The 12,028-nt window shown below is 74.1% G+C and carries 12 protein-coding genes; 11 read left to right on the forward strand and 1 reads right to left on the reverse strand.

Going from position 1 to position 12,028, the window contains the following annotated elements; genetic code table 11:
• The first annotated feature begins 56 nt into the window (after positions 1 to 56).
• Genes O7625_RS20665 through O7625_RS20700 form a run of 8 tightly spaced genes read left to right on the forward strand, consistent with a single transcriptional unit; the run spans position 57 to position 7,640 of the window.
• A complete protein-coding gene (locus O7625_RS20665) occupies positions 57 to 1,175 on the forward strand; it encodes a LacI family DNA-binding transcriptional regulator (protein WP_282273648.1) in 1,119 nt (372 codons plus the stop codon).
• Positions 1,176 to 1,193: 18 nt separating this feature from the next.
• Complete coding sequence (locus O7625_RS20670) at positions 1,194 to 2,534, forward strand: ABC transporter substrate-binding protein (protein ID WP_282340739.1); 1,341 nt, start codon at positions 1,194 to 1,196, stop codon at positions 2,532 to 2,534.
• A 35-nt stretch (positions 2,535 to 2,569) separates the two neighbouring features.
• Positions 2,570 to 3,547: a sugar ABC transporter permease gene (locus O7625_RS20675; protein WP_282340740.1), complete on the forward strand. Its 978-nt coding sequence runs from the start codon at positions 2,570 to 2,572 to the stop codon at positions 3,545 to 3,547.
• A complete protein-coding gene (locus O7625_RS20680) occupies positions 3,547 to 4,428 on the forward strand; it encodes a carbohydrate ABC transporter permease (RefSeq protein WP_282340741.1) in 882 nt (293 codons plus the stop codon). The genes O7625_RS20675 and O7625_RS20680 overlap by 1 nt, the downstream gene beginning before the upstream one ends.
• Positions 4,425 to 5,057, forward strand: coding sequence for a hypothetical protein (locus tag O7625_RS20685; protein WP_282340742.1), 633 nt, complete (start codon positions 4,425 to 4,427; stop codon positions 5,055 to 5,057). Before O7625_RS20680 ends, O7625_RS20685 begins: the two co-directional genes overlap by 4 nt.
• Positions 5,054 to 6,001: a PmoA family protein gene (locus O7625_RS20690; RefSeq protein ID WP_282340744.1), complete on the forward strand. Its 948-nt coding sequence runs from the start codon at positions 5,054 to 5,056 to the stop codon at positions 5,999 to 6,001. The genes O7625_RS20685 and O7625_RS20690 overlap by 4 nt, the downstream gene beginning before the upstream one ends.
• Positions 5,998 to 7,035, forward strand: a complete 1,038-nt coding sequence (locus O7625_RS20695) for a sugar kinase (protein WP_282340745.1) — start codon at positions 5,998 to 6,000, stop codon at positions 7,033 to 7,035. The genes O7625_RS20690 and O7625_RS20695 overlap by 4 nt, the downstream gene beginning before the upstream one ends.
• A complete protein-coding gene (locus tag O7625_RS20700; RefSeq protein ID WP_282340746.1) occupies positions 7,032 to 7,640 on the forward strand; it encodes a bifunctional 4-hydroxy-2-oxoglutarate aldolase/2-dehydro-3-deoxy-phosphogluconate aldolase in 609 nt (202 codons plus the stop codon). Before O7625_RS20695 ends, O7625_RS20700 begins: the two co-directional genes overlap by 4 nt.
• A 43-nt stretch (positions 7,641 to 7,683) precedes the next feature.
• Here the strand turns inward: O7625_RS20700 and O7625_RS20705 are convergent, their stop codons facing one another.
• Positions 7,684 to 8,700 carry a LacI family DNA-binding transcriptional regulator gene (locus tag O7625_RS20705; protein WP_282347024.1) on the reverse strand — a complete coding sequence of 339 codons (1,017 nt, stop codon included), beginning with the start codon at positions 8,698 to 8,700 and terminating at the stop codon, positions 7,684 to 7,686.
• Positions 8,701 to 8,854: 154 nt separating this feature from the next.
• Between O7625_RS20705 and O7625_RS20710 the strand changes: the two genes are divergently transcribed.
• The 3 genes from O7625_RS20710 (at position 8,855) to O7625_RS20720 (ending at position 12,026) form a co-directional block, all read left to right on the forward strand.
• Positions 8,855 to 10,006: a Gfo/Idh/MocA family oxidoreductase gene (locus tag O7625_RS20710; RefSeq protein ID WP_282340748.1), complete on the forward strand. Its 1,152-nt coding sequence runs from the start codon at positions 8,855 to 8,857 to the stop codon at positions 10,004 to 10,006.
• A 35-nt stretch (positions 10,007 to 10,041) separates the two neighbouring features.
• The gene (locus tag O7625_RS20715; RefSeq protein ID WP_282347025.1) at positions 10,042 to 11,151 is read left to right on the forward strand and encodes a dihydrodipicolinate synthase family protein; all 1,110 of its coding nucleotides are present in this window, start codon (positions 10,042 to 10,044) and stop codon (positions 11,149 to 11,151) included.
• Between the two features lie 77 nt (positions 11,152 to 11,228).
• Positions 11,229 to 12,026, forward strand: coding sequence for a sugar phosphate isomerase/epimerase family protein (locus O7625_RS20720; RefSeq protein ID WP_282347026.1), 798 nt, complete (start codon positions 11,229 to 11,231; stop codon positions 12,024 to 12,026).
• Positions 12,027 to 12,028: the final 2 nt, after the last annotated feature.

The raw sequence follows: 12,028 nt of genomic DNA on the forward strand, positions 1-12,028 counted from the left end.
CATTAATTGGCGGCACCCACGTGACCCCGACCACACCATCGACGAGAGGGCCGCCCGTGCCAGCCACCATCCGCGACGTCGCGCGGGCCTCGGGCGTGCACATCTCCACCGTCTCCCGCACCTTCTCGGCGCCGCACCTGGTCAACCCGGAGACCCGGGTCCGGGTGCTGGCCTGCGCCGAGGACCTCGGCTACCGGCCCAACCGGGCCGCCCGCGCCCTGATCACCGGGCGGACCCACAACATCGGCCTGATCATCGCCGACATCGCCAACCCGTTCTTCCCGCCGTTGATCAAGGCGGCCGAGGGGCAGGCCCGGCACCGCGACTACCACGTCTTCGTGGCCGACACCAACGAGGATCCGGCCGCCGAGGAGGAGCTGGTCCACGCGCTGGCCAAGCAGGTCGACGGGGTGCTGCTGTGCAGCCCCCGGATGAGCAACGCGCTGATCGAGCAGGTCAGCCGCGAGGTCCCGGTGGTGGTGATAAACCGCCAGGTCACCGGGCTGCCCTGCGTGGTGATGGACGTCGGCCAGGGTGCCCGGGCCGCGATCGACCACCTGCTCGGCCTCGGCCACCGGCGGCTCGCCCTGCTCGGCGGCCCGCGCGGGTCCTGGACCAACCAGCAGATGCGCCGGGCGGCCGGGGCCGCCGCCCGCACCGGCGGGGCCGAGCTGACCGTGCTCGGGCCGAACCCGCCCACCGAGACCGGCGGCAGCGCGCTGGCCGAACAGGTCCGCCGCAGCGGCGTCACCGCCGTGCTCGCCTACAACGACCTGATGGCGATCGGGCTGATCGAGGGGCTCGACCACCTCGGCGTCCGGGTGCCGCAGGACGTCAGCGTGATCGGGGTCGACGACATCGCGCTGAGCCGACTCACCCGCCCCAAGTTGACGACGGTGGCCACGCCGACCGCGGCCGCCGGCCGAACGGCCGTCGACATGCTGCTGCAGCACGACTCCGAACCCCGCCCACGCGGCGGGGGACGGGCAGCGGCCGTCGGCGACCGTCGCACCACCGCACAGGTACTGCTCCAGACCGAACTGGTCATTCGCGACTCGACCGGACCTGTACCCGGTCGATCCCGTCCCGGCTCCGTTCCGGATGGCCCGGGCCCGCATCGCCTTGCGGACCCGGGCGGCCCGACCGTGACCACCGGTGGCGTCGTCGCCTCCTAACCCGAGGAGTGAGCGCAGATGCACCCCGCAACGTCCCCCACCGCCGGCACGCCGGCCGAACCGCCCCACCGTACCCCCGCACCCCGCCGTCGATTCCTGCGCGGCATGGTCGCCGCCGTCGTCGCCGTACCGCTGATGTTCGGCGCGGCGGCCTGCGGCGACGACGACTCCGCCGGCGACGGCCAGGTCAAGCTCTCGGTCTTCTGGTGGGGCGGTGAGGCGCGGGCCAAGCTCACCGAGGACGCCCTCGCCCTCTACACCAAGAAGCACCCGGACGTGACGTTCGAGAAGACCTGGCAGGCCAACCAGGGCTACTTCGACAAGCTGGCCACCCTGACCGCCGGCGGCAACCCGCCGGACCTGTTCCAGATCGACGACAACTACCTGGCCGAGTACGCCGGCCGCAGCACCGTGCTCGACCTCAAGAGCTACCAGGACTCCGGCAAGCTGGACGTGTCGAAGTTCCCCAAGAGCCTGCTCGAGTACGGCGTGGTGGACGGCAAGCTGGCCGGGGTGGCCGCCGGCGAGAACACCCAGGGCCTGGTCTACAACAAGACCCTGCTGACCAAGAACAACCTCCCGGAGCCGACCACCGGCCAGAGCTGGGAGGAGCACATCGCCTGGGCCGAGCAGGTGGCCAAGAAGGCCAAGGTCCCCGGCACCCAGGACCCGAGCGCCGACTACAAGGCGTTCTGGGTCTGGCTGCGCCAGCAGGGCAAGGACCTCTACAACGGCAACGAGCTGGGCTTCACCGCCGCGGACGTGACGACGTGGTTCACCCTGTGGAAGGGCGCCCGGGACCGGGGCGCCACCCCGACCGCCGACGTGATCCACGAGGGCAACGCCAGCGACGTGACCAAGCAGCTCGTGGTCACCGGCAAGGCCGCGACCTCCTGGGTCTGGGTCAACCAGATGCCGGACCTGAAGAAGAACACCAAGGACGAGCTGGGCGTGGTCGCCTACCCCGGTGACCCGAGCGCCCAGTGGGCCCGCGCCTCGATGTACTGGTCGGTGTTCAAGGGAAGCAAGCACCGGGACACCGCGGTCGACGTGATCAACTTCCTGGCCAACGACCCGGAGGCGGTGGCGCTGCTCGGCACCGACCGGGGCCTGCCGTCGAACATGGACCTGCGGGCCACGGTCAGCCAGACGGTGACCGACCCGGCGATGAAGCAGTCCATCCAGGTCGAGTCCGAGCTGGCGCAGAAGTTCGGTCAGTCCCCGCAGGTGCCGATCAAGGGACACAGCAAGGTCAAGTCGGAGCTGGTCAAGGCCGCCGAGAACGTCCAGTACCAGCGGGCCAGCCCGGCGCAGGCGGCCGAGCAGTTCATCGCCGCCTGCAAGTCCGCGATCGCCTGACCGACCCGTCGCGGTCGACGAAAGGAGCCGGCCCCGTGGCCCTCACCACGGCACCCGGCCGGACCGGACGCACCGGTTCCGCCCGGCCCCACGCCAACCGGCGTCGGGCCGGGCGGGACCGGCACGCCGAAGGACTGGCGGGTTACGTATTCCTCTCGCCGTGGCTCATCGGACTGATGGGCGTCACGGCGGTCCCGATGCTGCTCTCGCTCTGGCTGAGCTTCACCAACTACGACATCCTCACCCCGCTGTCCGAGGTGGAGTGGGTCGGGCTGGCCAACTACGAGCGGATGTTCACCGCCGACCCGTCGTACTGGCACGCGGTCCGGGTGACCTTGACCTTCGCCCTGGTGGCCGTTCCGTTGAAGCTGGCCGCCGCGCTCGGCGTGGCGATGCTGCTCAACAGGGCGTGGCGGGGGGTGGGCCTGTTCCGGGCGCTGTTCTACCTGCCGTCGCTGCTCGGCGGCAGCGTCGCGCTGGCCATCGTCTGGGTCAACATGTTCAACCGGGACGGCGCGTTCAACTCGTTCCTCGCGCTGTTCGGCATCGAGGGGCTGCCCTGGGTCAGCGACCCGGACTGGGCGCTACAGACCCTGATGGTGCTGGCGATCTGGCAGTTCGGCGCCCCGATGGTGATCTTCCTGGCCGGGCTCAAGCAGGTGCCCACCGAGCTGTACGAGGCGGCCTCCGTCGACGGCGCCGGCCGGTGGTCGCAGTTCTGGCACGTCACCCTGCCGATGCTCTCCCCGGTCATCTTCTTCAACCTGGTGCTGGAGACGATCAACGGCTTCCAGGGCTTCACCGCCGCGTTCGTGCTCAGCAACGGCACCGGCGGGCCGGTCGACTCCACCCTGATGTACACCCTGAAGCTCTACATCTCCGGCTTCACCGACCTGGAGATGGGCTACGCCTCGGCGATGGCCTGGGTCTTCCTGATCGCGATCGGCCTGATCACCGCGATCTTCTTCAGCACCGGGCGGTTCTGGGTGCACTACGCCGACGGGGAGAAGTGATGGTGGCGGTGACCTCGACGGCGCGGCGGCCCGGCCGTCGCCGGCAGCGCGGCCGGCAGGCGGTACGGCTGCTCGTGCTGGTGGTGATCGTGGCGGTGGTGCTCTATCCGCTGCTGTGGATGCTGGGCACTTCGGTCAAGTCGCCGGAAGAGATCGTCAACAACATCGGCCTGCTGCCCGAGCGGTTCACCCCGGGCAACTACACCGCCGGCTGGGGCAACTTCGACCTCAGCTTCGGCACCTTCTTCCTCAACAGCGCCATGGTCAGCCTGCTGACCGTGGTCGGCAACGCGGTGTCCTGCCTGCTCGCCGCGTACGCCTTCGCGAGGTTGCGGTTCCGGTTGCGGGGGATCTGGTTCGCCGTCATGATCGGCACCCTGCTGCTCCCCGGGCACGTGCTGATCGTGCCGCAGTACATCCTGTTCCGCAGCCTCGGCCTGGTCGGCGGGGAGTGGCCCTACCTGCCGCTGCTCATCCCGCAGTTCCTGGCCACCGAGGCGTTCTTCGTGTTCCTGATGGTGCAGTTCATGCGGGGCATCCCGCGCGAGCTGGACGAGGCCGCCAAGATCGACGGGGCCAGCCCGTACGGCATCTTCCGGCACGTCATCCTGCCGCTGAGCCGGCCGGCGCTGGTGACCACGGCGATCTTCTCGTTCATCTGGACCTGGAACGACTTCTTCCGGCAACTGGTCTTCCTGTCCAGCCTGGACGACTACACGGTGCCGGTGGCGCTGACCCTGTTCATCGACTCCACCAGCCAGAGCGCGGTCGGCCCGATGTTCGCCATGTCGGTGCTGTCGCTGCTGCCGGTCTTCCTGTTCTTCCTGGCCTTCCAGCGGATGCTGGTCGAGGGCATCAACACCAGCGGGTTGAAGGGATGACCGCCGTGGGGGTGACGGAGCCGGCCGAGGCGCCCCCGCGCCGGGACTGGCGGGACACCCTGCGCGACGCCACCGACCTGGCGCTGCTCGGGTTCGCGCTGACCCTGGCGGCGCTGCCGGTGCTCACCGTCGCGCCGGCCCTGGCCGCCGCCAGCGCCGCCCTGCACGACCGGCTGACCCTCGGCGGCTGGCCGGACCTGCGCACCACGCTGTCCCGGTTCGGTCGGGCGCTTCCCGCCGGCCTGGCCGCCAGCGCGGTCGGGGTGGCCGTCGCCGTCGCGCTCGGCGTCGACCTGGTCGCCCTGGCCACCGGCCGGGTGCCCGGGGGCAGGGTCGCGCTGGCCGGCACCGCCGTGGTCACCGCCGCGCTGGCCGGGTACGCCGGGCTGACCGTGGTAGCGGTCGGCCGGACCGGCGGGCGGGGCTGGCGGGACGCGGCCCGCGCCGCCGCCCGGACCGGCCTGGCCCGGCCGGGGACCTGGGCGGCGGCCGGCGGGGTCTGCGCGGTGGCCGCACTGTTGGGGATACTGGTCACCCCGGTGGCGGTGCCGATCCTGGCCGGTTATGCGCTGGCCGCCCTGCACGCCGTCGCCGCCCGCCGTCCCGCCCCCCGGATGGAGGCACCGTGACCGGTCACCCGCAGCCCAGCCCGACCCGCGCCGACCCGGACCCGACCGGGTCGGTCCCGCGTCAGGCCGGGGCCGACCCGCACCCGGCCGACCCGGGCGACGACGATCCCGCACTGCACCTCGGCGACGTCGAGGTGGCCCGGTACGTGGTCCGTCCCGACCTGGATCCCCGGCACGGCCCCCGGCCCTACCTGCACCCGGTGCGGACGCTGGCCGGCACCCCGGTCACCGACGCGTTCCCCGCCGACCACGTCTGGCACCTCGGGGCGTCGCTGGCCGTGCAGGACGTCGACGGCACCAATCTGTGGGGTGGCCGGACGTACGTGCGCGGCACCGGCTACACCTGGCGCGACGACCACGGGGTGATCGCGCACACGCAGTGGCGCGAGCGCACCCCGGACCGGTTGGCGCACACGTTGCAGTGGCGCGACCGGGCCGGCGGGGTGCTGCTCACCGAGCACCGCCGGCTCGCCGCGACCCCGGTGACGGCGGACGCCTGGGCGCTCGACGTCGACTACACCCTCACCGCCCCGGCCCAACGGGACGTCCCGCTGGGCAGCCCGGCCACCAACGGCCGACCCGGTGGGGCCGGCTACGGCGGGTTCTTCTGGCGGGCGGTCGCCGAGGGCGAGCCGACGGCGTTCACCATGGACGCCGACGGGGAGCAGGCGGTCAACGGCAGTGCCGCCCGCTGGGTGGCGCTGACCGCTGTCGCGCCCGGCGGTGGGGCGTACACCCTGGTCTTCACCGGGCTCGGGCTGGGCGACCGGTGGTTCGTGCGGACGGCGATGTACCCGGGCGTCTGCGTGGCCTTCGCCTTTGACCGGCCGGCGGTGGTGCCCGCCGGGGGCCGGCGGACCGGGCAGCACCGGGTGCTGGTCGCCGACGGGGTACGCGACCGGGCCGGCGTGACCGCCCTGCTCGCCGCCGCGGAGTCGGCGTGACCACCGACCGGCCGGACCCGGGGCGGTCGGTCGGGCCGGAGGTGGTCACCGTCGGTGAGTCGATGGTGGTGCTCAGCCCGGATCCGACCGGGCCGCTGGAGGCCGCCGACCGGTTGGGCGTCTCGGTCGGCGGCGCCGAGTCCAACGTGGCCGCCGCGCTCGCCGGGCTCGGCCACCGGACGGCGTGGGTGAGCCGGATCGGCGACGACCCGTTCGGCCGGCGGGTGCTGCGGCACGTCGCCGCCGCCGGGGTGGACACCAGCCTGGTCGCCGTCGACCCGGGCGCGCCGACCGGCGTCTACCTCAAGGACCCGACGCCCGGCGGCACCGCCGTGCACTACTACCGGTCCGGCTCGGCGGCCTCCCGGCTCGGCCCGCAGGCACTGGACGACCCGGCGTTGGCCGAGGCCCGGCTGCTGCACCTGTCCGGGGTGACCGCCGCCCTCTCGCCGTCCTGCGCGGCCCTGGTCCGCCGGGCCGTCACCGACCGGCCGCTGCCCGCCGCCCGGGTCGCCTTCGACGTCAACCACCGGGCCCGGCTCTGGTCGGCCGAGGTCGCCGCGCCGGTGCTGCGCGGGCTCGCCGACGCCGCCGACGTGGTGCTGGTCGGGCTGGACGAGGCGGGCGCCCTGTGGGGCGTCACCGACCCGGCCGCGGTGCGTGACCTGCTGCCCGGCCCGGACCTGGTGGTGGTCAAGGACGCCGACGTCGGCGTCACCGCGCTGCCCCGTACCGGACCGGACGTCTTCGTCCCCGCCCTGCGGGTGCCGGTGCACGAGCCGGTCGGGGCCGGCGACGCCTTCGCCGCCGGCTTCCTGTCGGGGCTGCTGCGCGGTCTCGATCTGGGCCGCTGCCTGCGGCTCGGGCATCTCTGCGCGGCCCCCACGCTGACCGTGGCGGGGGACACCGCCCCGCCGCCCCACCGGGCCCTGGCCGATCGGCTCCTCGCGCTGCCGGCACCGGACTGGGCCAGCCTCGACCCGGTGGGCGTCGGCCTGCTCACCACCACCGCCACCGGAAGGAACGGTCGATGACCGCGCACGACTTCGCACCGCTGTTCGGCACCGCGCGGGTGATGGTGATCCTGCGCGACCTGCCGCCGATGGAGACCGTCCGGCTCGCCGAACGGGCCTGGGACCTGGGCATCGACGTGGTCGAGGTGCCGATCCGCACCCCGGACGCCACGCTCGCCCTGCGGGCGGCGGTGGAGGCCGGCAAGGACCGGGGCCGCCGGGTCGGGGCCGGCACGGTGCGGACCCCCGCCCAGGTACGGCAGGCCGCCAGCGCCGGGGCGGCCTTCACCGTCGCCCCCGGGCTGGACCTGGCGGTGGCCGACGCGGCGATCAGCTACGGCATCCCGCACCTGCCCGGGGTGGCCACCCCGACCGAGGCGCAGCAGGCGCTCGACCACGGGCTGATCTGGCTCAAGGCGTTCCCCGCCGTCAGTCTCGGCCCCCAGTGGTTCAAGGCGGTCGCCGGCCCGCTGCCGGAGCTGCGGTTCGTGGCGACCGGGGGGATCGACGCGGGTAACGCCGCCGACTTCCTCGCCGCCGGGGTGCGGGTGGTGGCGGTGGGTTCGGCGTTGTCCGACCCCCGGCAGATCGACCGGCTCGCCGAGCTGGCCGCCACGCCGGCCTGAGCCGGTGGGCGGATCGACCGCTGCGCGGTGGCCCCGGCGCGGATCAGGCCGGGGCCGGGCCGAGGCTGTCCCGGACGACCAGGGTGGCCGGCAGCACCTCCACCCGGGACCGGTCGGTGGCCGGGCCGAGGGCCAGGGTCATCGCCCGCGCGCCCAGCTCCACCAGCGGCAGCCGGACGGTGGTCAGCGCCGGGGTGACGTCGGCGGCGACCGGCATGTCGTCGAAGCCCACCACGGACACCCGTCCGGGGACCGGGACGTCGCGGGCGCGCAGCAGGGTCAGCGCGCCGACGGCCATCGAGTCGTTCAACGCCACCAGGGCGGTCAGCCCGGGGACGGCGTCGAGCAGTTCGCCGGCCGCGCGGGCGCCACCGTCGCGGTCGAAGTCGGCGTACCGGATCCGCTCCTCGGGCAGCGGGTGGCCGCCGTCGGCGAGCGCGGCGCGCAGCCCGTCGAGCCGGTCGGTGACGGTGGTGAGCACCCGGGGGCCGGCGACCACCCCGATCCGGGTGTGCCCCTGGCGCAGCAGCTCCGCGCCGAGCAGCCGGCCGCCGTCGGTGTTGGCCGGCATCACCGCGTCGCCCGGGTGCTCGTGCCGGCCGACCACCGCGACCCGGCCGCCGGTGGCCTGGTAGGCGGCCAGCTTCTCGGCGAGCCGGGCGGTGAAGGTGGCGTCGTGGTAGCCGGACCCGGCCAGCACGATCGCGGCGACCTGCTGGGCGCGGAGCATCTCGACGTACTCCAGCTCGCGCTCCGGGTCGCGGTAGCTGTTGCAGATGATGACCAGCCGGCCGTGGTCGGTGGCGACCCGTTGCAGACCCCGGGTCAGCTCGGCGAAGTAGGGGTCGGAGACGTCGTGCACCACCACGCCGACCACGCTGCGCTGCGGTCGGGCCAGCAGCTGGGCGTGCGCGTTGGGGACGTAGCGCAGCTCGGCGACGGCCCGCAGCACCCGTTCGCGCAGCCGGTCGGCGACCGGCTTGCTGCTGCCGTTGATCACCCGGGAGGCGGTGGCGGGGGAGACCCCGGCCCGGCGGGCGACATCGGCCAGCGTCGCCATGGGCACCCCCGAAAGTGTCCGGCCCCGGGCCGGGGCGCGCGGTAGCGGACAGGTTACCGCAACGGTCCGGGCCGACCCTTGCCCCGTGGTCGGACTGCCACCTAGGCTGCTAGGAAAGCGCTTACCCACGTGTTGCAGAAGGGGAAGAACGACCATGACCCGAAGGTCGATCGGCATCATCGTCAACGGCGTCACCGGTCGGATGGGCTACCGCCAGCACCTGGTCCGCTCCCTGCTCGCCCTCCGCGAGCAGGGCGGCCTGGCACTCGGCGACGGCACCCGGATCTGGCCCGAGCCGATCCTGGTCGGCCGGGACGAGACCCGGCTGCGGGCGGTCGCGGAACGGCACGGACTCACCGACTGGACCACCGACCTCGCCGCCGCCCTGGCCCGCGACGACGCGGAGATCTACTTCGACGCCCAGGTGACCCAGCAGCGGGAGAAGGCGATCCGCCAGGCCATCGAGGCCGGCAAGCACGTCTACACCGAGAAGCCGCTCGCCGAGTCCAGCGCCGCCGCGCTGGAACTGGCCCGGGCCGCCGACGCCGCCGGCATCCGCACCGGTGTCGTGCAGGACAAACTCTTCCTGCCCGGGCTGCGCAAGCTCAAGCGGCTCATCGACGGCGGCTTCTTCGGCCGCATCCTGTCCGTCCGCGGCGAGTTCGGCTACTGGGTCTTCGAGGGCGACTGGCAGCCCGCCCAGCGGCCGTCGTGGAACTACCGCGCCGAGGACGGCGGCGGCATCGTGATGGACATGTTCCCGCACTGGCAGTACGTGCTGGAGGAGTTGTTCGCCCCGGTCCGGGCGGTCACCTGCGTCGCCGCCACCCACGTGCCGCAGCGGGTCGACGAGGCCGGCCGGCCCTACCGGGCCACCGCCGACGACGCCGCGTACGGCATCTTCGAGCTCGACGGCGGGGTGGTCGCCGCGCTCAACTCGTCCTGGACCACCCGGGTGCACCGCGACGAACTCGTCGAGTTCCACGTCGACGGCACCGAGGGCAGCGCCGTCGCCGGACTGCGCCGCTGCCGGGTGCAGCACCGGGCGGTCACCCCGATGCCGGTCTGGAACCCGGACCTGCCGACCACCGAGGACTTCCGGGCACAGTGGACCGAGGTGCCCGACAACGAGGAGTTCGACAACGGCTTCAAGGCCCAGTGGGAGGCGTTCCTGCGGCACGTCGTCACCGGCGCCCCGTTCAGCTGGGACTTCCTGGCCGGGGCGCGCGGCGTGCAACTCGCCGAACTGGGCCTGCGCTCGGCCCGCGAGGGCCGCCGGGTCGAGGTGCCGGAGCTGTCCCGGTGACCGCCGTCCGGCTGCCCGACGGCAGCACCCACCGGCTGCGCGGGGGCGCCGGCCACGCCCGGCCCGCCGGCCCGGCCACCAGCCGGGTGGCGTACGCCGCCGCGCACGTCGTCGCCGACCCGCGCGCGGAGAACGTCCCCGGCGCCCCGGCCACCGTCGACTGGGAGGGCACGCTCGCCTTCCGGCACCACCTCTGGTCGTACGGCCTCGGGGTGGCCGAGGCGATGGACACCGCGCAGCGCGGCGCGGGCCTGGACCACCCGGCCACCCGGGAGCTGATCCGGCGCAGCGCCGCCGAGGCCCGCGCGGTCGGCGGCCGGATCGTCGCCGGGGTCGCCACCGACCAGCTCCCACCCGGGCCGGCGACGCTGCCCCAGGTGACCCGGGCCTACGCCGAGCAGCTCGCCGAGGTCAGCGCCGCCGGAGCCCGGCCGGTGCTGATGTGCAGCCGGCACCTGGCCGCCGCCGCCACCGGCCCCGACGACTACCTGCGGGTGTACGACGAGCTGCTCACCGCCGCCGACCAGCCGGTGGTGCTGCACTGGCTCGGCGACATGTTCGACCCGGCGCTGTCCGGCTACTGGGGCTCGGCCGACCTCGACGAGGCCACCGAGACGGTGCTGCACCTGATCAAGCAGCACCAGGGCCGGGTCGACGGGATCAAGGTGTCCCTGCTCGACGCCGACCGGGAGGTCGCGCTGCGCCGCCGGCTGCCCGCCGGGGTACGCCTCTACACCGGCGACGACTTCCACTACCCGGAGCTGATCCGGGGGGACGCGCAGGGCCACTCCGACGCGCTGCTCGGTGTCTTCGCCGCCATCGCCCCGGTCGCCGCCACCGCCCTGGCCGCCCTCGACGCCGGCGACCCGGACCGCTACGACGCGGCGTTCGCCCCGACCCTGCCGCTGGCCCGGCACCTGTTCGCCACGCCCACCTGGTTCTACAAGACCGGCATCGTGTTCCTGGCCTGGCTGGCCGGGCACCAGGAGCACTTCACCATGCTGGCCGGGCAGCAGTCCGGCCGCTCCCCGGCGCACCTGGCCCGGCTGCTCGTCCTCGCCGACGACGCCGGGTTGCTCCCCGACGCGGAGCTGGCCGCCGCGCGGGCGCGGGCGTACCTCACGGTCGCCGGGGTGACCCAGTGACCGCCCCCGCGCCGCCCGACGGCGGCCCGACGGCCGGCGCGGCGACGCCGGTCGGGCGGGTGGTGCCGGCCCCCGGGCTGGAGCGGTTCTCGTTCAACCAGGCCACCGCGCAGCACTGGCCGCTGGCGGAGGCGGTCGCCGGCTGCGCGGCGGCCGGTGTGACCGGCATCGGGCTGTGGCGGGAACCCGTCCAGGAGTACGGCCTCGACCGGGCGGCGCGGCTGGTCCGCTCCGCCGGGCTGACCGTCACCTCACTGTGCCGGGGCGGGTTCTTCACCGCCCCGGACTGGTGGGACGAGAACCGGCGGGCCATCGAGGAGGCGGCCACCCTCGGCACCCGGGAACTGGTCCTGGTCTCCGGTGGGCTGCCCGCCGGCAGCCGCGACCTCGACGGGGCCCGGCGGCAGGTCGCCGACGCGGTCGCCGCGCTCGCCGACGTGGCGGCGGCGGCCGGGGTACGGCTGGCCATCGAGCCGCTGCACCCGATGTTCAGCGCCGACCGGTGCGTGATCGCCACCCTCGGGCAGGCGCTCGACATCGCTGAACGCTTCGACCCGGCGGTGGTCGGGGTGGTGGTCGACACCTACCACGTGTGGTGGGACGACACGGTGTACGCGCAGCTCGCCCGCGCCGGTGACCGGATCGCCGCGTTCCAGGTGGCGGACTGGGTGACCCCGCTGCCGGAGGGGGTGCTGCTCGGTCGGGCGCTGCCCGGCGAGGGCTGCGTGGAGCTGCGCCGGCTGCGCGAGGCGGTCGACGCCGCCGGGTACACCGGGGCGGTCGAGGTCGAGGTGTTCCAGGCCTCGCTCTGGTCCCGGCCCGGCCCGGACATCCTCGCCGCCACCATCGACGCCTACCTCGCGCACGTGCCCTGACA

Origin of the sequence: Micromonospora sp. WMMD714 (assembly GCF_029581315.1) — a bacterium.
Classification (GTDB): domain Bacteria; phylum Actinomycetota; class Actinomycetes; order Mycobacteriales; family Micromonosporaceae; genus Micromonospora; species Micromonospora rifamycinica.

Excerpts from the sequence above, each read along its gene's own strand:
- O7625_RS20670 (WP_282340739.1), top strand. The coding sequence starts at position 1,194 with ATGCACCCCGCAACGTCCCCCACCGCCGGCACGCCGGCCGAACCGCCC.
- O7625_RS20680 (WP_282340741.1), top strand. The coding sequence starts at position 3,547 with ATGGTGGCGGTGACCTCGACGGCGCGGCGGCCCGGCCGTCGCCGGCAG.
- O7625_RS20685 (WP_282340742.1), top strand. The coding sequence starts at position 4,425 with ATGACCGCCGTGGGGGTGACGGAGCCGGCCGAGGCGCCCCCGCGCCGG.
- O7625_RS20700 (WP_282340746.1), top strand. The coding sequence starts at position 7,032 with ATGACCGCGCACGACTTCGCACCGCTGTTCGGCACCGCGCGGGTGATG.
- O7625_RS20705 (WP_282347024.1), bottom strand. The coding sequence starts at position 8,700 with ATGGCGACGCTGGCCGATGTCGCCCGCCGGGCCGGGGTCTCCCCCGCC.
- O7625_RS20710 (WP_282340748.1), top strand. The coding sequence starts at position 8,855 with ATGACCCGAAGGTCGATCGGCATCATCGTCAACGGCGTCACCGGTCGG.